This window comes from Tenacibaculum halocynthiae (assembly GCF_964512825.1).
GTDB lineage: Bacteria > Bacteroidota > Bacteroidia > Flavobacteriales > Flavobacteriaceae > Polaribacter > Polaribacter halocynthiae.
Window position 1 is genome coordinate 198,510 of the sequence record NZ_CAZELG010000028.1, and the last position, 24,069, is coordinate 222,578.

Consider the following 24,069-nt stretch of genomic DNA (forward strand, 5'->3'; position numbering starts at 1 on the left):
TATTTTTTTTGTAATTAATCAACTTATAGGTTTAATAGTTAGGTGTTTATGTTGTTTTTAATGTTTTTTTATAATAAAAAAACATCTAAAAATGTTTTTTCTAGATGGATATAAGCCTAAATTCGGCTTGAATTATTTTTAATTAAGAATCTAAATAAATGAAAAAATATAGTATTGCGTTTTATATGTTTTTGGCTTTTATTATTTCTTGTAAATCAAAAGAGAACAAAAAAATAAAAGTTATAAAATTAATTGAAACAAGTAAAAGTTGGAATGGGGCATCTTTACCAAAATACCCTGACGGAACACCTAAAGTAACAATATTAAAAATTACGATTCCACCAAAAACAGAATTAAAAAAACATATGCATCCAGAAATTAATGCAGGAGTTTTACATAAAGGAGAATTAACAGTGATTAGCGAGACTAAGGATACTTTATACCTTAAGGCAGGTGATCCAATTGTTGAACTTGTAAATTTATGGCATTATGGAAAGAATGAAGCTGATATACCTGCTGAGATCATTGTTTTTTATGCAGGAATAAAAGGAACTCCAATCACAATAATAAAGGAGGAGGATTAAATATTAAAGAGATATTAAAATATAGGAAGACTAATTTCTAATTACATTTGTTTTATGATAAAACATCTTATTTTTTTTCTTTTTTTAATAAATTTTTTTAGTGTTATTGCTCAAGAAGCAGATAGTTCAATATCATTAGAAGATTTACTTAAGGAAGTAACAGAGGCTAAGTCTGAAGAAGAAAAAATAAAAACTTTACTTGATTTAGCAGAATTTCAATATGATAGAAATTTTAGTGCTTCAAACGAAATTATAGAAGAAGCACTAAAGCTAATAGGAAATAAGGCTGATAGCGTTAGTTTACAACAATTAGCAAAAGCTTATATAGTAAAAGGTGTTGTTTACAGAAGGAAAGCAGAATATCCTATAGCTATAGGGTACTATTTAAAAGCAAAAAGTATTTATGAAAAATTTAATGATTTAGAGCACATATCTGATGTTTTGCATAATATGGGAATGGTGTATAGGTATCAAAAAAAACATAAAAAAGCAATTCAACATTACAAACAATCAATTAAGATTAAAGGTTCCTTAAAAGATATTCATGGTATTGCTGCAGGATATAATATGATGGGAGTATCATACAGGCAAACGAAACGTATTGATTCTGCTATAATTTGTTATCAAAAGGCAAAAAAAATGTTTAGATCTATTAATAGTTTAGATGATATTCAACGAGTAAATAATAACATGGTTGCTGTAAACTTACGTCAAAAAAAGTATGAAAAAGCCTTATTGTTGGTTAAAGAAAATATAAAGTATGCAAAAAAATATAAAAAGAAATATTCATTATGTATAGCTTATAGAAACGCCTCTAATACATACAAAAAAACTAAAGAATATAGTAAAGCTTTAATTTATATTGATTCATCTTTACAAATAGCTTTGAAAGAAAGATTTAGAGAACTAACAGCAAAGGCTTACTTACGTAAAAGTTTTTTACAATCCAAAATGGAAAATTATAAGGAAGCATATAATCAATATAGAATTTTTAATCGTCATTCTGATTCTATATTTAATATAGAAAACATAAAAAAAGTTCAAGAATTAGAATTAAGCTATCGTTTTAATCAAGAAAAAAGAGAAGTAGAATTATTAGCCAAAGAAGAAGCATCAAAAAAATGGTTATATTTTATTTTATTCATACTTACAATAGTGAGTACTCTTATAATAGGGATATTACTTTTTAGAAATTATAAAGGAAAAGAACGCAGGTTACAGATTAAATTAGAAAAAGAGCAAATACAAAAAGAACTGTTAGATCAAAAAATTAAAGTTAATGAAGATGAAACAAAACGGTTAATAGCTGATAATACCATGAGAATGGAGTTTAAACAAGAGCTGTTAAATCGTTTAAAAAAAGAAATATTACCTGTTGTACCAGAAGAAATAAAACAAAAAGTAAATACATTAACTTCTGAAATACAAATGCAAATTAAAACTGAAGGTAAACTTTCTGATTTACAAAATAGAATCATTGAAGTAAATAAAGGTTTTGAAGCAAAACTTATTGAGCTATATCCAAGTTTAACAAAAACTGAAAGAGAGATATGTACTTTATTAAGATTGAATTTATCAATTAAAGAAATAATGGTAGTAAGAAATTCATCCTTAGATGCTGTAAAGTCAACTAGATACAGAATAAGAAAAAAATTGAAGTTAGCTTCTAAACAAGAGTTAGAAAGTTATATTCAAGCAATTTAAGAGTAAAAAATAAGAGGTTAAAATTTTAGCCTCTTATTTTTTATTCTAATTAATTAGGAAAAGTTCCATCATCTAACCTATTATTAGATCCACGGGCTCCTTGAATAGTAGTACCACCATATACATTATGTAATTGATTTTTTTTCAATCTGTTTATTTCAAAAACATTAAAATTCACAGCTTTAAGTTTTTCTTTTTTTCTCATAATTATTAGTTATTATTTAGTTACTAAAATAGTAATGCTAAATTAAACTAATGGTTAAAATGTAAACAATTATCTGAAATAAAAAATATAAATAAAGATGAAATGATATAAAAAAGTATGAGTGTAAATTTTTTATTTTTCTCTTTTTTAACATAATCTGATACGTTTGAAGTATTAAATGTGAAAAAATAAAACAGTTTCATCAAATTAATATTATAGACATTGAATCTATATAGCTGATTAATATTTTTTTAAATAGTTGATATTTAGTTCTTTTTATAGATTGCCACTTTTTGCCACTTCTAAAATTATTCGCAATGAAAGTTTAAAAATACTTTTGCTCATTAAACAGATAACCCTATAAGTTTATGAAATTAAAATTCTTAGTAATTTTATTTTTACTTTTAAGTAATTTACTTTTCGCCCAAGAAACAAATATTCCCGATGATAATTTTGAAAACTATTTAGAAACACATAATGCAAATGGAGGTGTTGTTTCAGTTGGAGATGCAACAAGCATGGGTAACGGAATTGCAAATGATAATAAAGTTTACACTTCAAATATTTCGGCAGTTACATCTTTAGATATTTCTAGGTTAACTATAGCCAATGCAGCTGGACTAGAAGACTTTACAGCTTTACAAAACTTTAACTGTTTTGAAAATTCTTTATCTAGTATAGATTTTTCTCAAAACTTAGCTTTGCATACTATAAATATAGGTAAGAATAATTTAACAAGTTTAAATCTTTCGGGCAACCCTCTATTAACTTCATTAAGTTGTAGTCAAAACCAAATAGTAAGTATAAATATTTCTCAAAATATACTTTTAGAAACCTTAGGTTGTAGTAATAATCAACTTAGTAGTCTTGATATTAGCAATAATGTAGCATTAAAGAACTTGTATTGCTATACTAATCCCTTAGGTAGTTTAGATGTAACACAAAATCTATTACTAGAAGATTTAGATTGTGTAGATACACAACTTACAGTTTTAGATGTTAGTAAAAACTTGGAACTAATGGAATTACAAGTATATGAAAACAACTTAACAAATTTAGATGTTAGTAATAACCTAAAGTTAGTCGAATTATATGCAGAAAGTAATAACATTACAAGTTTAGATGTGTCAAGAAATATCAACTTAGTAGATTTATCAATTGCTTATAATCAATTAACGTATTTAAACATTAAAAATGGAAACAACTCAAGTTTAGATCCTCGAGATTTTGATATTCGTAATAACCCAGATTTAACTTGTGTAACTGTTGATAATGTAACTTATGCTGAAACCCAATTTACTCGAAAAGATAATCAAACAGAGTATAAATTGTTCTGTACAGAAACAAATGTACCTGATAATAATTTTGAAGCCTATTTAGAAACGCATAACGCAACAGGTGGAGTTGTTTCAGTTGGTGATCCAACAAGTATGGGGAACGGAATTGCAAACGATAATAAAGTAGCAACAGAAAGAATTCAAAATATCACGTATTTAAATATTTCTAACCAAGGAATTACGGATTTAGCAGGTTTGGAAGATTTTACAAGTTTAGAAGAGTTAAGAGCATTCGACAATACAATTACATCAGGAAATTTAGATTTAACAACAAATACAAACCTAATAGAGATTGTTTGTTCTGATATGGGATTAAATACTATCGATATTTCTGGATTATCTGTTTTGGAAAGAGTAGAATTAAGAAACAATAATTTATCTAATATCGATATAAGTTTGAACTCAAACTTAAATTATTTTAATGTCGATGGAAATAATTTTACAACTATTAATATAAGCGGCAATATTTTATTATCAGATTTAAGAATTAGAGATAATGCTGTATTAAACTCAATAGATATTTCTAATAATAGTAACCTAAAAAGATTATATGTAGGAGGAAACTCTTTATCAATTCTAGATGTTTCAAATAATACTTTATTAGAAACTATAAGCGCAGGAAAAAATCAATTAGGAACCATTAATGTAAACGGATTAAATAACCTAACTGATTTATTTCTTGAAGATATGCCATCACTAACTTCTTTAGATGTTTCGAGTAATATAAATCTTGAAGATATTGGAGTTAATGGTACAGGTTTATCAGCTTTAGATTTAAGTAGTCTTACGAAGTTAATTGAAGTATACGCGAATAACACTGTTATTACTGAACTTGATTTTAGTGCTAGTCCAGATTTAGAATATGTAGAATGTAAAAATTCACAGTTAACATCGTTGAATATTAAAAACGATAACAATAGTAGTAGTATTGAGTTATATGCTACTGGAAATCCAAACTTATTTTGTATTCAAGTTGACAATCCTACAGACAGTTACTTGTCCAGGTGGGAGAAAGATGCAACAGTAAGTTTTAGTGATGATTGTAATTGGACATATATTCCAGATGATAACTTTGAAGTGTATTTAGAAACACATGATGCTAACGGAGGTTTTGTTTCTGTTGGAGATCCAACTAGTATGGGGAATGGAATTGCAAATGATGATTATGTAAAAACAACTAATATTGAAAATGTAATTAACCTATTTTTAAATTTTCAAGGAATTACTGATTTTACAGGAATTGAGGCTTTTGCTTCTTTAGAGTTTGTAGTGTGTTTTGGTAATGTAATAAATACAAGTTTAGACTTTACGAGTAACACAAATCTAAAAAGAATTGATGCTAGTGATATGGGGTTAACTAGTATTGATATTACAGGATTAACCGCTTTAGAAAGAATGGATATCTCTAGAAATAGTCTTACTAGTGTTGATTTATCTACAAATACTTCATTGAAAGAGTTTATGATTTCTTCTAACAATTTAACAAAATTAGATGTAAGTAACAATCTGTTGTTAGAAGATTTACAAATTCACGAAACAACATTAAGCAATATTGATCTAAGCAAAAATGTAAATTTAACAAGAATTGTAGCTTCTTTAAATCAATTTACCTCATTAAATACCCAAAATAATACGTTACTCGAAACCTTAAATTTATTAGGAAACCCATTAATTTCTTATGATGTAAGTCATTTAACTAATTTGAAGGAGTTAAATCTAGATGAAACCAATATTACATCTATTGATATTAGTAAGAATATGAATTTAGTAAAATTTAATGCAAGAAATATTAATGAATTAGAAGGGGTAAATGTAAGAAACGGGAACAATAGTAGTTTTACTGAATTTAGAGTATATGGTTGCCCGAATTTAACCTGTATTGAAGTGGATGATCCAACGGCAGATTACTTATCACAATCTAATTGGGTAAAAGATGGGACAGCAAACTATTCAAAATATTGTAGATTAACATATATTCCTGACGCTAATTTTGAAAACTATCTAGAAACTCATAAAGAAAATACAGGAGGAACTACCTTAGGAAATGATAATAGTTTAGGAAATGGAGTATTAGATAATTATGTTCCTACAGAAAAGATTGAGAATTTACAAATTCTATTTATCGATAATGAGAATATATCTGATTTTACAGGTTTACAGGAATTCAAAGGATTGGAACGATTTAGAGCTTACGGAAACTCTGTAAACGGAGATTTAGACCTAACGGCGAATGTGAATTTAACCCAAGTGTATTGTGCAAACATGGGATTAACAAGTATTAATGTATCAGGATTAACTAATCTATTGCAGTTAGATATAAACGATAATGACATTAATAATATTGATATTTCAACCAATAGTAATGTTGAGTATGTTGATTTAGATAATAACAATATTTCAACTCTAGATATTACTAATAATACAGAGATAAGAACTTTACTTATTAATAATAATAATATTTCAACTCTTGCTCTCAGTCAAAACTTAAAATTGGTTACATTAAGTTGTTCTGGAAATTCTATATCAACCATAAACATTCAAAACAATGCATTAATTGAAACTGTTGAAATATTCGATAATCCATTGAATAGTATTGATGTTTCAAATCAGCCAGCATTATTAAACTTACTAATTAACAACACCAATGTTTCTGAGCTTAATTTAAGTAACAATACTAATATTAGTAATTTGGTTTGTAATGATACAGCAATAACTGAACTAGACTTAAGTAATAACGCAAACATGTTTACTTTAAAAGTACATAATAATGCGATTACTGAGTTAAACTTAGCTAACCTTACAAGATTAGATTCGTTCAATGCTTCTAATAACCAATTAACACTATTAAACTTAAGAAATGGAAATAATACTAGTATTGCGAGTGTTGATATTACTGGTAACGCAAGCTTAACTTGTGTTGAAGTTGATGATTCAACTGCTTCAGAATTAGTTTCTTGGTTTAAAGATAACACAACAAACTATGCTGAGTATTGTAGAATGACTTATGTTCCAGATGATGCATTTGAAACGTTCTTAGAAAATAACGGTTATGGAAATGGAGTTATAGACGATTATGTATATACAGCTTTAGTTGAAATTTCTGAAGGGTTTAATTTACATAATGGATTAGTAGAAGATATGACAGGTATTGAAGATTTTAAAAATATGTGGTTTTTAGGATGTCGTAATAATGCTAATTTAACGAGTATTGATTTAAGTAAAAACACAAAGCTTACCAACGTTACATTAGCGAACAATAACCTAGCAAGCTTAGATTTAAATAATAACTTAATTCTGGAAAAAATATATTTAGATGGAAATTTTAACTTAGGTAATGTTGAAATTTCCATGTTGAGTAATTTAAATACACTTAGTGTTTCTGATACTGGTATTAATTCTATAGATATTTCTAACAATCCATTAATGAGAATATTAAATCTTAATGATAATAATTTTACAGAATTAGATATTTCAATGTATCCAAGTATTGTACAATTACGTATAGCTAATAATCAATTAACTTCATTAAACGTAGCTAACGGAAATAATGATAATTTCACTTGGTTTGATGGACAAGGAAATTCTGGTTTAACATGTATTAAAGCCGATAAAGTAGTTCAGTTATTTCCTGATATTTGGGTAAAAGATGCAACAGCAAGTTTCGCATTATACTGTGATGTAACATATATTGCTGATACTAATTTCGAAAATTATTTAGAAACTCATGATGCTGATGGAAATGTAGTTGCTCTAGGAGATGCTACAAGTTTAGGAAACGGAATCACTAATGATAATGCAGTGTATACTGAGAAGATTAAAACTGTTATAAACTTAGATTTAAATCGTTTAGATATTACTAACTTAACTGGCATTGAAGCTTTTGCTGCTTTAGAAATATTAAACTTAGAATATAATGATTTAACTACGTTAGATTTATCGAGTAATTCAAATCTAAGAATCTTAGATGTTGCTGAGAATGACTTAACAGAAATAGATTTATCAGTTATTCCAAGTTTAGAGGAAGTTGAATTAAGATCTAACAAAATTAACAGCTTAATTTTAGACAATCCAAAACTTAAGATACTTAGAGCTAGTAAAAACCAATATACAACTTTAGATGTAACCAATTGTCCGGAATTAGAGGAGCTTTCTCTTACACAAACATTGTTAGTATCACTCGATGTTAGAAACGGGAACAATAATTTAATTACTAATTTTAATGCTAAGTTTAATGATTATCTAACGTGTATTGAAGTTGATTATGCATCTGCATCTTATTTATCAACTTGGGAGAAAGATGTAACAGCTAATTTTACAGAAGATTGTAATAATTCAATTTGGACAGGAATTAATGGTACAGATTGGACAGATAATGGAAACTGGATTTTAAACGCAGTTGCTTTAACAACACAAAACGTAATTATTCCAGTATTGGTAACATCTCCAATTATTGAGTCAGGAGTTACAGCAGAAATTAATGATTTAGAAATTCAAGAATTATCATCATTTACTATAGAAAATAATGGTATTACCATTATAAATGGTAATTTAAATAATACAGGAACGATTAGTATTGGTTCCTCAGCTAATACAAGTGGAACTCTAATTGTAAGAGGAACAGCAAATGGTAATGTAACTTATGAAAGAAGTGGATTATTAGCTAATAAATGGAGTATAATTACTGCTCCAGTTTCTGGTCAAAGTATTAAAGATTTTATAGAATCTTCTGAGAATGATATTCGTGTAAATACAACTGTTACTCCAAATAGATATGCAGTAGCTTATTATGATGATACTAAAACTGATGGAAATAAATGGACTTATTATACAGCAGATGATATTCAAACTAATACTTTAACTTTTGAAAAAGGGAAGGGGTATATAGTTTCAAGAGCTACTAATGGAAGTGTCAAATTTACTGGAACATTGACTACCACTGATGTCTCAATTTCAGTAAATGAAGATAAATGGAATGCCATAGGAAACCCTTATACAGCATTTTTACCAATTAATAATAATTCAAATGAAAACTTTATTCAAGAGAATATAAGCAAATTTCATCCAGAAAATATTGGAGTTTATGTATGGGATAATTCGCAGAATAAATATGTTGCAAAGTCATTGGTTAGTTCGTCAACTTCGTTAACATTAGGGCAAGGCTTTTTTGTAAAAACAGGAAATGGGATTAACACGATAAACTTTAAAGAAAATCAAAGGCAACATGAAGGTACTGATGTTGATATATTTTCAAGAAGTAAATCATCAGTGCCAAGTATTCAGATATTTGCAGAGAGTAAAGGAATTACTGTTAATACCCACATTAAATATTATCAGACAGCAACAAAAGGACTAGATCCAGGATATGATATTGGTAATTTTGGAAGTTCAAGTTTTGATGTATTTACTCATTTATTGGAAGAGTCAAAAGGAAATGACTTTACAATTCAATCATTACCTAATTCAGGATACGAAAATATGGTAATTCCTTTAGGAATTAAATCGAAAGCAGATGAAGAGGTAAGTATTACTTTAAAGTATAATAATTTACCTAAAGGAATAGAAGTGTATATAGAAGATAAAAAGTTAAATAAATATACAAAAATTGAAGATACACAAACAAAGTATAAAGTTGTATTTGAAGAAAATGTAAATGGAGTAGGACGTTTCTTTATTCATACTAAAGAAGCTTTATTAAGTACAACAGAAATAGAAAAAAATGATGTATATGTTTATACAATTCCAAATAAATTAATAATTAAAGGCATTCAAGGAGAACAATTTACAATAACTATTTTTAATGCGTTAGGAGTAGGTGTTTTAAAAGATGAATATAAAGGTTTAGACGAAAATGAAATAGACTTAACTAATTTATCTAAAGGTGTATATATTGTTAAAATAGTCGATGAAACAAAAATTACAACTAAAAAAATAATAATAGATTAATTATAATTCTCTAGTAAATGAAAAAAGCAAATAATAAAGAGATTACAAGAAAAGAGGCTTTAAAAAAAATAGGGAATTATGGAAAGTATTCGGCCTTAACTGCTATAGGAACCTATTTGTTGTTAACACCACAAAAGGCGCAAGCGCAAAGTCCCCCTCCCCCCGGAGAAGGTTTTTAAACCTTAAATTAAAATATGCTCTACAATAATTTTGTAGAGCTATTTTTTTGAAATTATATTAAATACTAATTCTTTAGTTAGTTTTTGACCTTTAGCCTCTTTCTTAATGTTCTCAAAAGTAAAAACAAAATCACATCCATTTTTATATTCAGAACATCCGTAGGCAGTTTTTCCTTTTAAAAGTTGTCCTTTTTTACATTTAGGGCATGCTAAAGTATTTGTTGGCTCAGAAATTTTAGTAGCTGAGGAACTTGAAGATTGTTTAACTTCTAATTTAAGAGAAAAATTTTCATCAAAACGTATTAATCCTTCAATTTTACCATTTTCAGACTGCCATCCTTTTAAGTTGGTTGTACAACCTTTATCTAACAATCGAATAAATTGATTTTCAGATATTTTCTTTTTCATATACTCAAAAGGTAATGTAAATTTACAACCAGTTTTGAATGCTGAACAACCATAAGCAGATTTTCCTTTTAAGAGTTGACCTTTATTACATTTTGGACATTCTTTTCCTACAACTGTTTTCTTTTTTGAACTTACTTTTTTAGAAGTCGTTTCAACTTGTTGGGTTTCATATGAAATTCTTTTAGTTTTGGTACTTGATCTCACTTCGTAAACAAGGTCATCTACCATTTTTTTCATCTGTTTAATAAAAGTAGAAGCATGGTATTCACCTCGTTCAATTTCTTTTAAACGTTTTTCCCAAAGCCCAGTTAATTCAGCAGATTTCAATAATTCATTGTCAATTAAATCAATTAAATCAATTCCTGTTTGAGTTGGAACTACTAATTTTTTCTGACGCTCAATATATTTTCTTCTAAATAACGTTTCAATGATACTTGCACGTGTTGATGGACGACCAATACCGTTTTCTTTCATTAACTCACGCATTTCGTCATCATCAACTTGCTTTCCAGCAGTCTCCATAGCACGTAATAAGCTAGCTTCAGTATAATTACGTGGAGGTTTTGTTTCTTTTTCTAAAAAAGAAGGTTCATGAGGACCTTTTTCTCCTTTAGTAAATGTAGGAAGCATACCTGAATCATCACTTTTTTTAACTTCTTTACCATATTCAAATACTACGCGCCATCCTTTGGTTAATATTTCTTTTCCAGTAGTTTTAAAAGAAACATCTCCTGCTTTACCAATAACAGCGGTGTTTGAAATATCACTATCAGGGTAAAAAACAGCAATAAAACGTTTAGTTATAATATCATATACTTGTTGCTGATTGTATTGTAAGTTAACTTGAATTCCTGTAGGAATAATAGCATGGTGATCAGTTACTTTTTTATCGTTAAATACTTTAGTAGATTTTCTTATTTTTTTTCCTGATAAAGGTTTTGTTAACGTACTATAATTTGTAAGTCGTTGAAGTATAGAAGGCACTTTGGGGTAAACATCATTAGGTAAAAACGTAGTATCTACTCTAGGATAAGTAACTACTTTCATTTCGTAGAGTTTTTGAACTATTTTCAGGGTTTCATCTGCAGAAAAACCAAACTTATTATTACAATATACTTGTAATCCTGTTAAATCGAATAGTTTAGGAGCATATTCTTTACCTTTCTTTTTGGTTACAGATACAATTTCAAAATCACTTTCTTTTACTTTATTAGCAAAAGTTTGTCCTTCTTCCTTTTTTAAAAAACGACCTTCTTCACAACTAAATAATGTATTTCTATATAAAGTTTGTAATTCCCAATAAGGTACTGGTTTAAAATTTAAAATTTCTTTATAACGATTAACTAACATAGCTAGGGTAGGAGTTTGCACTCTACCGATAGATAAAACTTGTTTATAACCACCAAACTTAACAGTATACAAACGCGTAGCGTTTAAACCTAAAAGCCAATCTCCAATGGCTCTAGAATATCCAGCATAATATAAGTTGTCGTATCCTTCTGATGGTTTTAAATTTTCAAACCCTTCTTTTATGGCTTCCTCTGTTAATGATGAAATCCACAACCGTTGTATTTCACCTTTATAATCAGCTTGATTAATAACCCAACGCTGAATAAGTTCTCCTTCTTGACCAGCATCCCCGCAATTTATAATAACATCAGCTTTATCAAATAATGATTTTACTATTCGAAATTGTTTTTGTATTCCAGAGTCTCCTGTAACTTTTGTGCCAAATTTTTCTGGAAGCATAGGTAAATTGTTTAAATCCCAGCTTTTCCAATAGGGTTTATAATCTTTAGGCTCTAAAAGTGTACATAAATGCCCAAAAGTATAGGTTACAGCATATCCATTACCTTCAAAATATCCATCATGTTTTGTATTGGCTCCTAAAATATTAGCTATTTCACGAGCAACACTTGGTTTTTCTGCAATACAAACTTTCATTCTATCCTATTTAAAACTCGAAAGTACTATTTTTTGTAGTATGTATGCAAACAAAAAACGTGGCATTCGCCACGTTTTTTTAACAATATAAAAAGTAAGTTATTGCTTAACTTTATTTTTGAATTTATCAAACTTATTAGTTGTTTTCTTAGGCCAACTATTATTTGATGTATCAATATCAGCTGTTTCAAAATCAGGATCTACTACAATGCTTTTAATCTCTTGGCTAGAAGAGAATACACGATACACTTTATTTTCATTCATTCTCCAAATTTGAGCAGGGAAAGTTTCACGCTTTTTAGTACCATCAGCATAAGTTAACTCAACAATGATAGGCATCATTAAACCACCTGGCTTTTCAAATTCAACTTGATACATATATTTAGGCATTTCTTTAAGTTTAGCCTTTTCAGCAGCTGGTAACCCATTAATATGCGCTTCTACCTCTTTTGAGTTAGCTTCTTCTTTTTTAGTAGTTAAGAAAACTAATTTTCCTAAACGAGCAAAATATGTAGGATATTGCTCTTGTAATTTTTTAGTTCTTTCATTAGGCTTATCAGTTAAAAATAAAGGTTTAACCTCTTTAATACCTATGTCAGTAAAGTCAGTTGTATAAAACCAACCTCTCCAAAACCAATCTAAATCCATACCGGAAGCATCTTCCATAGTTCTAAAGAAATCAGCTGGTGTTGGGTGTTTAAACATCCAACGTTTAGAATAAGTTCTAAATGCGTAATCAAATAATTCAGGCCCCATTATAGTTTGACGAAGCATGTATAATCCAGCAGCTGGTTTAGTATATGCATTTGGTCCAAAGTTATATACATAATCTCCTTGAGACATAATAGGAGATAAACGCTTTTGATCAAAACTCATGTAACGCGTAATATTTTTAGTAGGATTTTGAGCGAATAATTTAGCATCGTAATCAAATTCAGCTAGTATTTGAACAAATGAATTTAAACCTTCATCCATCCAAGTCCATTGTCTTTCGTCAGAATTCACAATCATAGGAAAGAAGTTATGTCCTACTTCGTGAATAATTACTCCAATCATTCCTTTTTTCAAACGATCTGAATATGTTCCGTCAGGATTTGGGCGTCCAAAATTGAAACAAATCATAGGATACTCCATTCCCATACCATCATTGGCATTAACAGAAATTGCTTTAGGATATGGGTAGTCAAAGGTTAATTTAGAATACTCTTCTAAAGTATTAGCAACAGTTCTTGTTGAATGCTCTTCCCATAAAGGGTTTCCTTCTTTAGGATATAAAGAAACTGCCATAACATTCTTACCATTAATGTTAACAGCCATAGCGTCCCAAATATACTTTCTTGAAGAAGCAAAAGCGTAATCACGTACATTTTTAGCTTTAAAATGCCATGTTTTTGTTTTTGTAGATCTTTTCTTTTCGTTTACTTCAGCTTCTTCTTGAGTAACGATAAGAACAGGGTTTTTATATGATTTTCTAGCTTTTTCCCAACGTTTACGTTGTTCTCTAGTTAAAACATCTTTTTCATTTTGTAATTCTCCAGTAGCTTCAACAATATGATCTGCAGGTACAGTAAGTTTTACATCATAATCTCCAAACTCTAGCGCAAATTCACTACGTCCCCAGAATTGCATGTTTTGCCATCCTTCTACGTTATTATAAACACATAATCTAGGAAAAAACTGAGCAATTATAAAAGCTTTATTACCATCAGCGAACTCTTCAACTCCAGAACGTCCACCATCAGTTACTACATTGTTTATTGTGTAATTCCACTTAATTTTGAAAGAGAATGTATTACCAGGAGCTAAAGGCTTTGGTAAATTTATTCGCATCATTGTTCTATTTATAGTGTATGATAAATCTCTACCATCTGCTTTTTTAACAGCTTCGATATTGTAACCAAAAGCTTTAGGTTTTGACATGTTATTTTCAACAAACTTCTTAGGAGTTTGAAAACCACTAGCACCTTTTGATTCAACTAAAGGAGATTTCGAATCAGGAGCACGCATGTTTTGATCTAATTGCACCCATAAATATTCTAAATGATCTTTAGAATTATTATGATAAGTAATAGATTCATCTCCATATAATTTATTTGAAGTTTCATCTAAACGCAGATCCATAACATAATCTACTTTTTGCTGAGTATATGCATGTCCAGGAGCCCCAGAAGCTGTACGTTGATCATTTGGTGTCGCTAAAACATCTTTTAATTGACGAAATTTATTTTGGTCTATATGACCTTTTTGGGGCTCTTTCTTAGTTGTTTCTTGTGCAAATAAAGATGCTGATACAAAAAGAGCTGAAAATAATAGTGTAGTATATTTTCTCATTTTGTGCTTATTGGTTTTTAAATAATTGGAAAATTAGTGAATTAATCTTAGTCAAAAAGAGTATATGTTAAAACTTTAACAAATTTTTATCTATTTGGTTAAAAAACAGATATGAAAAAAGCGATATAAAATATTTTATACCGCTTTTTTATTTTACTATGTTATGTTTTTAACTTTTAATTTTCTTTTTAAATTTATCAAACTTATTAGTAGTTTTCTTAGGCCAACTATTATTAGAAGTATCTACATCTGCTGTTTCTAAATCTGGATCAATTGTAATATTAGTAATTTCTTTATCTGAAGAAAATATTTTAGTTACTTGATTGTCATTAAGTCTCCAAATTTGAGCAGGATACGTTTTTCTTTCTTTAGTTCCGTCTTTATAAGTAAACTCAGCAATTATAGGCATAACTAAACCACCTGGCTTATTATAAGTAATTTCATAATGATATTTTGATTTAGGGTTTTTCTTTGAATCAAAGCTTAAACCTTCTGTTTTGTCTTGAACAAAATTTACAGAATTATTAGGACCTTCAGTTGTGTAATATTTTTTAACATCTTTAACACCAATATCAGTAACATCAGTTGTATAAAACCAACCTCTCCAAAACCAATCTAAATCCATAGCTGATGCATCTTCCATAGACCTAAAGAAATCAGCAGGGGTAGGGTGTTTAAATTTCCAACGTTTTGCATAAGTTTTAAAAGCATGGTCAAATAATTCTTTACCCATAATAGTTTCTCTTAAAATCCATAAAGCAGTTGCTGGTTTTCCATATGCGTTATTACCAAATTGATATACATTATCTCCTTTAGTCATAATAGGTGCAATACTAGATTGATCTCCACCCATATATTTTACAATATTTTTAGGATATCCTCTTGTTATAGGAAAATTAGGGTCATAGTCTAATTCAGCTAACATTTCCATGTAAGAATTTAAACCTTCATCCATCCATGTCCATTGACGTTCGTCAGAGTTTACAATCATAGGAAAAAAGTTATGTCCAACTTCATGGATAGTTACTTTAATCATTCTATACTTTACTCTATCAGAATAGGTTCCATCAGGGTTTGGTCTACCAGGATTAAAACAAATTTGAGGATATTCCATTCCCATTTGACCATCTACAGAAATTGCTTTATGATATGGGTAATCAAATGTATATCTAGAATACGTTTTAAGTGTTTGTGCTACAGCTCTTGTTGAATGATCTCCATATAAAGGGTTAGCTTCTTTTGAATAATATGAATATGCCATTACAGTTTTACCGTTAATATCTACAGCCATACCGTCCCAAATAAATTTCCTTGAAGAAGCAAAAGCATAATCACGTACATTTTTAGCAACAAATTTCCATGTTTTAGTTTTTTTCGATTTTCCTTTTTCAATTTCTTCAGCTTCTTTTTGAGAAACTATTAATACCGGCTTATCAAAAGTCTTTTTAGCTAAAGCTAATTTTTTTTGTTGCTTTTTAGTTAAAACTTCACTTTCATTCATTAAAACTCCAGTTGCTCCTAGCATATGATCAGCAGGAGTTGTAATATTTACATTAAAATCACCAAATTCTAAAGCAAATTCACTTCTTCCCCAAAATTGATCATTTTGCCATCCCTCAACGTTGTCATAAACACATAACCTTGGATAGAACTGAGCAATTACATAATTGTTATTTCCATCAGCAGGGAAATGTTCAAATCCAGATCTACCACCTTGAGTTCTATGATTATTTATGTTATACCACCATGAAATTTTAAAAGAAAAAGTTTCTCCTGAAGCTAAAGGCTTAGGTAAGTTTATTCGCATCATAGTTTGATTAATAGTATGCGATAAATTACTCCCATTAGTATTAGTTACACTAGTAATTTTAAAACCACCATCAAATGGTTTTTCAGGGAAATACCTGTCATATACTCTTTTTGGAACCCCTCTTTTAGGCGCACTAGTAGGTTGAATATCTGGTGTCTTAGAATCAGATGCACGCATATTTTGATCTAATTGTAACCATAAATAGGTTAATTCATCTTCTGAATTATTATGATACGTAATAGTTTCGTTACCTGTAATTCTTTGTTTATCGTCATCCAAAACAATATCCATTGAATAGTCAACTTTCTGTTGTGTATATTTTTTACCAGGAGCTCCAGAAGCAGTATGCCGCCTATCTGGTGTTGCTAATTCATCTTTAAGTTGTTTAAATTTATTTTGATTTGTATGCCCTTTTTGTGTTTCTCTCTTGGTTTGAGAAAAAACGGAAGTAACCACAAAAAAAACAGAAAAAATTAATACAATATTTTTCTTCATTATCTAATTAGTTGTTTAAGTAGGTTCTAAAAGTAATAAATAAGGAAGAGGTATGGTTAAAGTTTGTTAAAAATTTAACAAACCTTTATCATTTTTTTTATCAAGAAATAAACTTTTACGTTCTTTTTTAATAGTGGCTTTTATTAAATTTTTCTGTTCAGGAAAATGCTCTATTAAAACATCATTTTTAATTTCAATAGATGTGATAGATGAAATTTTTTCAATTTCAAGGTAAAAATATACAATATCTCCATCGTATTCTTTACCTATAAAATTGTAGGTTTTTACGTTATTATTTATTGAAACTTTAAAATGTTTATTTAGATATTTTTTAATGAAACTATCGGTGTTTTTATCTTCTTTTTTTGTAGATAGTTGCAAGTCAGTATTGTAGTCTTTGTTTATAGCATCTTCAATATCATCTATAAACACATTCATAATCATCTGTACAGATTGAGAATTTTCTTTGTATTCGATTTCAGTTAAAGCAAGGTAATATTTATGAAGAGTAGTAAATGAGAATAAACTAAAAGTGACTACTGTTATAAAAAATATTTTTTTCATATTAAAATTACTGTCAATTATTAAGCCAAATTACTGCTTTTTTATTATTTCTAAATACTTAATATGTTCAGTTGTTAGAATTTTAATAATTTTTAACGTTTCTCCTTCTTTATGTAATTGTTCTATTCCTAAAGGGTTACAATATTCTAAAAAGTGATAATATCTTTCGGGCGGTATCTGTAATTCCTCAAAAAAGTATTTTTCTCCTAATTCAGCTAATAATTTAGCTGGCATACCTTTTTTTAAAGCTAGTTCCTTTCTAAGTGCCCATAAACGTTTAGAATATCCGAACGGAATAATTGCAGTAGCACCCACACCTGCAAAATTGGCAGTAGGATCAGTATTTACAATGTGTGGACGAACCCTTTCATCAATATGGTCATTAGGCTCAACAACACTCATATCTACTTTTGAAAAATCCATCGTTTTTCTTAATGCTTCTTCTCTTTTATCTTCAGGTGTTTTTCTAATATCTGAAGTTATACTTCCTTGTAAATTGTGTTTTTTAATTTCCACTTCATTTAAAGTGTAAGCAATTTTTTTTATGAAAAAAGTATTATCATGCATTCCAAAAAATTTATCTAAAACATTTATTACTTTGGTTTCATAACCAACATATGAAAAACGTAAACTGTCATTAACTTTTGCAGGGATTTTGAAATCACCATTACTATTCGTGTATGTGCCGTGTTTCGTATTTAAATTTATAATATGAACATTAGGTAATATTCCTATTTTGTCTAAAATTTTACCATGAATATATCTACGTTCATTTTGAGAACATAGATTTATGGAAATTAATAAAAGAATAAGAAGGGAGATGTTTTTCATACTATAGGTTTTTAAATTCTTTAGACTTTTGTTTTAAAAAAATAATCATTGATATTTCGCCTTGGTTTAAGATACGATTAAATTTAGAATCATTTTCACAAAAATAAATAAAGCGATACAAATTATCTTTTCCAATTCCTAAATCATTAATAATGTACCTTTCATGAATATCTTTAATAAAACTAATCTTTTTCTCTCTTTCTTCAATTACTTTTAGTTTTTTTAACTTTTTTATTCTTCCAGAAATACTGTTTATTATTAAATCTAAAGATACAGAACCACCTAATAAACCTAACATATATGGTGTACTACCTCCTTGAGCAGTTTGTAACCTTCTTTCAGCAGGTGTAAGGATTCTTGATCCTGCAAATGGAAGCTTTAAAGTTTCAGCATTTATTACTTTTTCTTTTTTTATTAATTTTGAATCAGCCGACAAGAAACCTAAGAGATTATTTTTTTTTAAATTAACTTCATCTAAGGTGTAAGTAATTTTTTTTAAAACGAAGTTATTATTTTGAATTCCAAGGTGTTTTTCAGTTACTTTTAAAAGTTTAGTTTCATATCCTACAAAAGAGAATCTTAAACTATCGTTTAAATTAACAGGAATTTTAAAGTTCCCACTATCATTAGTGTAAGTACCATGTTTAGTGTTTAAGTTTATAACATGAACGTTAGCTAGGTTTCCTAGTTTATTATAAATTTTACCATGCATATACTTTCGTTCATTTTGTGAATGGATGTTTAAAGAAATAATAACTAATAAGGATAAAAATATTTTATGCATTTCTATTTTTTATTAATTATTTGAAGATAACTCATACTTTCTTTTTTTAATAATTCAATAACTTCAAATAACTTCTTATTATGAAAAAGAACTTCAACATTAGTATGACTACAGTACTCTATAAAATGATAATATTTTTCTTTAGGTATTTTTAATTCACTGTAAAAAAAATGTTTTCCAAAGTCACGAAGTAGTTTGTCAGGAAATTGTTCTTTTTGTTCTAGTCTTTTTCTTTCTTCTCTTCTTTTTTTTTCGTAACCACCACCAATGCTGCCACTGTAAAGTTTTATACCGTCAGTAAATACATTTGGAATTCCTGGTGCTGCTGATTTTGACAAATGAATTTCATCACTACCAGTAGGCATGTTCATTATTTCATCTAATTTCATACTTTTAATACCATCCATCATTTTATAAACAAGCTCAGATATAGTATCCTTTGGAGTTTTTTTTATGTCAATTAATAAATTACCAGATAAATTATGTCTTTTTATTTCTACTTCATTTAAAACATGACTTTTAGTATGCATTTTTATTGTTATGTTTTTTTGTTGAAAAATATTTTTTGAAATAGTTATTTTTTTGGTATGGTGTTGAATAGTAGAAATTTGTAGTACATCATCTACTGAAATGGTAATAGAGAAATTCCCGGAATCATTAGAGAATGTACCTTCTTTTGTATTTAAATTTAAAATGTTAGCATTTTTTATTACTCCAAGTTTGTCTTTTAAAATTCCTTTTAAGACAGTTTTCTTTTTTTGAGAAAAACAAAGAGTAGTGGTAGTTATAATTAAGAAGAGTAATTGTTTTTGCATATAATTTTTGTTTGTACTAAACAAAGAAACAAAGTCCCCTTCTTAAAAATGTTTTAATGTCTTTGTAAATTTTTGTTAAATATAAACGCCTTACTATTATCTAGTAAGGCGTTTATATTTAACAGTGTATTCTATTTTATACTATTTTTCTAAAACTATGTACTGTATACCATTTATTTGTAAATCAATACCATTTATTGTTTTTTTCTCATTAACAACATATTTTAAAACTATTTTATCTTTTTGAAAATCATCAATTGGAATTTCAAAAGATTCCCCACCGCTAGTAGTTAGTTTTAGAATATTATTTTCAATATTCCATTTAGCATTATTATCAAAACCATCAATAACTTTTGCATTACTTTTATTAGTTTGTGAAACTCCTAAAATTGTTGATGTTGTTACTATAGTAAAAAGACCTTTTAAAGAAAGGGAATTATCTTGATTAAAAGTAAAAGCAAAGTTATAGTTTTCACCATGTGATTTTACATTACCACTAAAATTTTGCCCTTTGTATGTTCCTTTAGTAGTTCCTTCAATTTTAAAATCAGTTAGATTCCATGTGCCTACAACATCATTATTAGTAACTGTTGGGATGTTTGAATCATTTTTTGAGCAAGAAACAAGAGTAAGAATTAAAGAAAACAAGAAAAGTAACTTTTTCATTGTATATTTTTTTTAAATAATTAGTTTTACCAAAGTTATAAAAATATTTTTTATGAAAAAACTAATTGTAGCAAGTACATCAACAGTTCATGGTAGTGGGTATTTAGAGTATATATTATCAGCACTTTCAATTCATTTTGAAAAAGCAACTACTATTTTATTTATTCCATATGCTAGACCTGGAGGAATAAGTTATGATGACTATACTGAAATTGCTAGAAAAGCTTTTAAAAAAATAGGTAGGGATGTAAAAGGAATTCATGAATTTAAAAATCCGAAGCAAGCAATACTTAATGCCACTGGAATTTTTACTGGAGGAGGAAATACGTTTGAATTAGTAAATCAATTATATAAAAACGATGTGTTAGAAACTTTGAAAGAAGTTTTAGATAAAGGAACTCCGTATTTAGGAACAAGTGCTGGAAGTAATATTTGCGGAGAAACAATGATGAATACTAATGATATGCCTATTGTATATCCACCAAGTTTTAAAACTTTAGGCTTAATTCCTTTTAATATTAATGCACATTATCTTGATCCAAATCCAAACTCAAAGCATATGGGAGAAACAAGAGAAACACGAATAAAAGAATATCATGTGTTTAATGCTACTAGTGTTTTAGGATTACGAGAAGGTAGTTGGTTAGAGGTAAAAGGAAAAGAGATTACTTTAAAAGGAAGTTTAACTGCTCGATTTTTTCAAAAAGATAAACACCCAATAGAATTAGATACTAATAAGGAAATAATTATATAAAAGAAAAGCCTTGATTAAAAAATCAAGGCTTTCTGACATGTTTTATTTTCCCCTAATAAAAAAACACGTCCGATATAGACACTTATCATTATAAGAACGTGGAAAAGTTATTATTATTTTATTTTTTTGCATTTAATAACAATAGGCTCATTGTTAAAATTTGTAGTGAAAAATAAATAAATATTACCTCCGTCTTTTAGCTTAGTTTCTTTTCGTAATTGAGCTACTGTTTTTGGGAAATTTCGAATAGTAATATTTGCTTGTTCGTCTAAAATTTCTTTTCTAATTCTTTTTTTATTGTATTTAAAAAACTTCTCAATTAAGAATGTTCGTCCTGGAAAATTTTCTTTTAAAAATTCAGAAGTATAAAGGTGAGAATGTTGATGTAATTTATCTAATTTATAATAACTTGAAATTTGATTAAATCCTCCAGATTTTAAGACAGCTGAATTAGGCTCATATAGAAAATTTAAAGGTAAATTAAAGACAGCTTTACTAATTGAATTAAAGCTAAAGTTAAATACTTGTTTCTTTTTGCTTATCAGGAAGTTATGTGTTTTTATTTCTGTATTTTTGTTGTGGTTTTTTTCTAATAAAAAGAGAAGTTCTTTTACTTCGTTTTTTACTGCGATAATATGGATTTCTTTAACATATTTTAGTTCATTAATTGTAGCAGAAATATCTAATATAGGAGAGTTTTTAATAATGATTATATCAGATTTAGAGAATAAAAAATCAAGGTTATCTGGAACATTAGGTAGACAATCTTTTAATAAAAACACTTTTCCTTTTGCATCATTTCTTCGTGAAGGATCAATATAAATACAATCAATTTTTTCTGATGTTTCTTTTAAATACTCAATACCATTTTTAGGAATTGTATGCACATTTTCTACTCCAAGTTGGAGATAGTTATAGTTAACAATTTTTGATAATTCTTCATTAATTTCACAATGAATTACATTTTCAAATATTTTAGAAAAATAATAGGTATCAACACCAAAACCTCCTGTTATGTCAATTATAGTCTTACCTTTAACTATAGAACTTTTATATTCGGCGGTTATTTCAGATGATGTTTGTTCTATACTTAATTTAGCAGGGTAATATATTGTACTAGTATTAAACCAAGTTGGTAATTTTTTTTCTGACTTTTGTTTAGCTATAATTTGATTGGCTAATTCTTGAATAGTAACCTGTTTAAAAGGACTGCCTTTGAAAAGTAATTTATCAATATTTGATTTTAAATTATTATTTATAAATGATTGAACATCATTATTTAAAATATATTTATTCATTAAAAAGGTAAAAATAAAATAGAGTTAAGTAAATAATACAAAAATACTGATATTTTGAATCAAGAGTTTGATTGATGTAAATAAATTATAAATCTAATAGTACGCAAAGTAAGAGTACTATTATTAAAAGAAAGTTTTTATTGAATTTTTGACTCTCTGAGAATTGAGTATTTTAAAATTATTATATACTAATTCAGTATATGTAAATATATAAGAATAGGTTTTTACATAAAATTATTGCTTAAACTCTTCAAATGTTCCGTCATTATATAATAAGACAACTTTTATTAATTTTTTGGCACTCTCTGAGAATTGAGTATTTGGAATCTCTTTAGAAATTGGTTCGCTATGAGTAAATAGAGAAGGAGTCGTGTTTTTAGTTTTTTCTAAGACTTCTTTTTTTTGCTCAATAGTAATGTTAACATTTTTTTTAGGGAAATTTCCTTCTCCATTCAAAAGCCAATATAAATCTACATCTGGAAACTTATCTACGATTTTTAAAACAAAGTCGAGACTAGGTTTATTTCTTCCTGACATTAAATGTGACATACTTGATCTTTGTACCTCAATAGTATCAGCAAAAGTTGATGATGTTAAATTATAGTATTCTAAAATTATTTTTAAACGAGTTATAAAAGCTTCTGAATTCACAATTGTCAATTATTAATAATATATACAAATGTAAACAATTGTATTTTAATACACAATTAATAGAATAAAGTATAACAACCACAAAATAATTAAACTAAACAATCAGGTAGATACACATAAACACCTCTAAAACAAGTATTTAATCTTTCGGCATAAAAAAAAACTATACTTTTACTTAAAAAATGTTTTCTTTTAAGGGATGGGTAAGTTTATAATTGTAAAAAAGAAAGATGCAGGAAATTATAATTAACATTTGTAATTAATACAGAGTATGATGTATCATACAAAGATTATATTTAATTAGTATATACTAAAAAACAAAGTAATTATACTTATCAATAGAGTGCAAGGGCTAATTAATCTTATTTAAGAGCTTTAAGCTATGTATTTAACGCTATTTTGGTAGGTAAAATAAATAAAGAAGACAATAATACGTGTAATCAATGGAATTATAGAAAAGACTAGTTTAATAATTAGTAATATATCAACAAGTATTTAATCTTATATGATGAATTATGTCCAATTAAAATAGCCAAGAAATTTAATTCTTATCAGTAGTTTACAAATGTAATTAAGTAAAAAAGTATGACAATTAATTAAAATACTACTTATTTTTAATAACTTACTTAAATACGAATGCAAAAATAAGTTTATGACTTAAGCCTAGTGGAAAACCCGTTTATAAACTGATATTTTATCTATAAACACTATATCATTACTTATTCTACACAATATAATTACTTTTATTATTTAGTGACTTCGTTTA

At 27.7% G+C, this 24,069-nt stretch carries 16 protein-coding genes; 5 read left to right on the plus strand and 11 right to left on the minus strand.

From position 1 onward, the window contains the following. Positions 1-158: 158 nt before the first annotated feature. Together ACKTTQ_RS10145 and ACKTTQ_RS10150 are read left to right on the plus strand one after the other, a co-directional pair. Positions 159-584: a cupin domain-containing protein gene (locus ACKTTQ_RS10145; RefSeq protein WP_408049121.1), complete on the plus strand. Its 426-nt coding sequence runs from the start codon at positions 159-161 to the stop codon at positions 582-584. A 54-nt stretch (positions 585-638) separates the two neighbouring features. Continuing rightward, a complete protein-coding gene (locus tag ACKTTQ_RS10150) occupies positions 639-2,288 on the plus strand; it encodes a tetratricopeptide repeat protein (protein WP_408049122.1) in 1,650 nt (549 codons plus the stop codon). Positions 2,289-2,337: 49 nt separating this feature from the next. Here ACKTTQ_RS10150 and ACKTTQ_RS10155 read toward each other — a convergent pair whose 3' ends face one another. Then, positions 2,338-2,493, minus strand: a complete 156-nt coding sequence (locus ACKTTQ_RS10155; protein ID WP_299134032.1) for a hypothetical protein — start codon at positions 2,491-2,493, stop codon at positions 2,338-2,340. A gap of 368 nt (positions 2,494-2,861) precedes the next feature. On the opposite strand from ACKTTQ_RS10155, the gene ACKTTQ_RS10160 reads away from it, so the two are divergent. Together ACKTTQ_RS10160 and ACKTTQ_RS10165 are read left to right on the plus strand one after the other, a co-directional pair. Next, positions 2,862-9,773 (plus strand): T9SS type A sorting domain-containing protein, encoded by a 6,912-nt coding sequence (locus ACKTTQ_RS10160; RefSeq protein ID WP_408049123.1) that lies wholly within the window; start codon positions 2,862-2,864, stop codon positions 9,771-9,773. 17 nt (positions 9,774-9,790) lie between these two features. Then, positions 9,791-9,952 (plus strand): hypothetical protein, encoded by a 162-nt coding sequence (locus ACKTTQ_RS10165; protein WP_408049124.1) that lies wholly within the window; start codon positions 9,791-9,793, stop codon positions 9,950-9,952. A gap of 39 nt (positions 9,953-9,991) precedes the next feature. Here the strand turns inward: ACKTTQ_RS10165 and ACKTTQ_RS10170 are convergent, their stop codons facing one another. The 8 genes from ACKTTQ_RS10170 to ACKTTQ_RS10205 all read right to left on the minus strand — a co-directional run bounded on the left by ACKTTQ_RS10170 (position 9,992) and on the right by ACKTTQ_RS10205 (position 20,600). Beyond that, positions 9,992-12,304 (minus strand): type IA DNA topoisomerase, encoded by a 2,313-nt coding sequence (locus tag ACKTTQ_RS10170; protein ID WP_093871238.1) that lies wholly within the window; start codon positions 12,302-12,304, stop codon positions 9,992-9,994. Between the two features lie 99 nt (positions 12,305-12,403). Beyond that, a complete protein-coding gene (locus ACKTTQ_RS10175) occupies positions 12,404-14,635 on the minus strand; it encodes a M1 family metallopeptidase (protein WP_093871237.1) in 2,232 nt (743 codons plus the stop codon). Between the two features lie 169 nt (positions 14,636-14,804). After that, positions 14,805-16,940 (minus strand): M1 family metallopeptidase, encoded by a 2,136-nt coding sequence (locus tag ACKTTQ_RS10180; protein ID WP_408049125.1) that lies wholly within the window; start codon positions 16,938-16,940, stop codon positions 14,805-14,807. Positions 16,941-17,006: 66 nt separating this feature from the next. Next, a complete protein-coding gene (locus ACKTTQ_RS10185; protein WP_408049126.1) occupies positions 17,007-17,504 on the minus strand; it encodes a DUF6702 family protein in 498 nt (165 codons plus the stop codon). Between the two features lie 30 nt (positions 17,505-17,534). Beyond that, positions 17,535-18,335, minus strand: a complete 801-nt coding sequence (locus ACKTTQ_RS10190; protein ID WP_113787185.1) for a carboxypeptidase-like regulatory domain-containing protein — start codon at positions 18,333-18,335, stop codon at positions 17,535-17,537. A gap of 1 nt (position 18,336) precedes the next feature. Then, positions 18,337-19,119 (minus strand): carboxypeptidase-like regulatory domain-containing protein, encoded by a 783-nt coding sequence (locus ACKTTQ_RS10195; protein ID WP_113787184.1) that lies wholly within the window; start codon positions 19,117-19,119, stop codon positions 18,337-18,339. A gap of 2 nt (positions 19,120-19,121) precedes the next feature. Further along, positions 19,122-19,934, minus strand: a complete 813-nt coding sequence (locus tag ACKTTQ_RS10200; RefSeq protein WP_408049127.1) for a peptidase associated/transthyretin-like domain-containing protein — start codon at positions 19,932-19,934, stop codon at positions 19,122-19,124. Between the two features lie 141 nt (positions 19,935-20,075). Next, complete coding sequence (locus ACKTTQ_RS10205) at positions 20,076-20,600, minus strand: hypothetical protein (protein WP_408049128.1); 525 nt, start codon at positions 20,598-20,600, stop codon at positions 20,076-20,078. Between the two features lie 52 nt (positions 20,601-20,652). Between ACKTTQ_RS10205 and pepE the strand changes: the two genes are divergently transcribed. After that, positions 20,653-21,354: a dipeptidase PepE gene (gene pepE / locus ACKTTQ_RS10210; RefSeq protein WP_408049129.1), complete on the plus strand. Its 702-nt coding sequence runs from the start codon at positions 20,653-20,655 to the stop codon at positions 21,352-21,354. Positions 21,355-21,467: 113 nt separating this feature from the next. Here pepE and ACKTTQ_RS10215 read toward each other — a convergent pair whose 3' ends face one another. Together ACKTTQ_RS10215 and ACKTTQ_RS10220 are read right to left on the minus strand one after the other, a co-directional pair. Beyond that, positions 21,468-22,652: a THUMP-like domain-containing protein gene (locus tag ACKTTQ_RS10215; RefSeq protein WP_408049130.1), complete on the minus strand. Its 1,185-nt coding sequence runs from the start codon at positions 22,650-22,652 to the stop codon at positions 21,468-21,470. A 234-nt stretch (positions 22,653-22,886) separates the two neighbouring features. Continuing rightward, complete coding sequence (locus ACKTTQ_RS10220) at positions 22,887-23,303, minus strand: helix-turn-helix transcriptional regulator (RefSeq protein WP_408049131.1); 417 nt, start codon at positions 23,301-23,303, stop codon at positions 22,887-22,889. Positions 23,304-24,069 lie beyond the last annotated feature (766 nt).

Excerpts from the sequence above, each read along its gene's own strand:
- ACKTTQ_RS10145 (WP_408049121.1), top strand. The coding sequence starts at position 159 with ATGAAAAAATATAGTATTGCGTTTTATATGTTTTTGGCTTTTATTATT.
- ACKTTQ_RS10150 (WP_408049122.1), top strand. The coding sequence starts at position 639 with ATGATAAAACATCTTATTTTTTTTCTTTTTTTAATAAATTTTTTTAGT.
- ACKTTQ_RS10155 (WP_299134032.1), bottom strand. The coding sequence starts at position 2,493 with ATGAGAAAAAAAGAAAAACTTAAAGCTGTGAATTTTAATGTTTTTGAA.
- ACKTTQ_RS10160 (WP_408049123.1), top strand. The coding sequence starts at position 2,862 with ATGAAATTAAAATTCTTAGTAATTTTATTTTTACTTTTAAGTAATTTA.
- ACKTTQ_RS10165 (WP_408049124.1), top strand. The coding sequence starts at position 9,791 with ATGAAAAAAGCAAATAATAAAGAGATTACAAGAAAAGAGGCTTTAAAA.
- ACKTTQ_RS10170 (WP_093871238.1), bottom strand. The coding sequence starts at position 12,304 with ATGAAAGTTTGTATTGCAGAAAAACCAAGTGTTGCTCGTGAAATAGCT.
- ACKTTQ_RS10175 (WP_093871237.1), bottom strand. The coding sequence starts at position 14,635 with ATGAGAAAATATACTACACTATTATTTTCAGCTCTTTTTGTATCAGCA.
- ACKTTQ_RS10180 (WP_408049125.1), bottom strand. The coding sequence starts at position 16,940 with ATGAAGAAAAATATTGTATTAATTTTTTCTGTTTTTTTTGTGGTTACT.
- ACKTTQ_RS10185 (WP_408049126.1), bottom strand. The coding sequence starts at position 17,504 with ATGAAAAAAATATTTTTTATAACAGTAGTCACTTTTAGTTTATTCTCA.
- ACKTTQ_RS10190 (WP_113787185.1), bottom strand. The coding sequence starts at position 18,335 with ATGAAAAACATCTCCCTTCTTATTCTTTTATTAATTTCCATAAATCTA.
- ACKTTQ_RS10195 (WP_113787184.1), bottom strand. The coding sequence starts at position 19,119 with ATGCATAAAATATTTTTATCCTTATTAGTTATTATTTCTTTAAACATC.
- ACKTTQ_RS10200 (WP_408049127.1), bottom strand. The coding sequence starts at position 19,934 with ATGCAAAAACAATTACTCTTCTTAATTATAACTACCACTACTCTTTGT.
- ACKTTQ_RS10205 (WP_408049128.1), bottom strand. The coding sequence starts at position 20,600 with ATGAAAAAGTTACTTTTCTTGTTTTCTTTAATTCTTACTCTTGTTTCT.
- pepE (WP_408049129.1), top strand. The coding sequence starts at position 20,653 with ATGAAAAAACTAATTGTAGCAAGTACATCAACAGTTCATGGTAGTGGG.
- ACKTTQ_RS10215 (WP_408049130.1), bottom strand. The coding sequence starts at position 22,652 with ATGAATAAATATATTTTAAATAATGATGTTCAATCATTTATAAATAAT.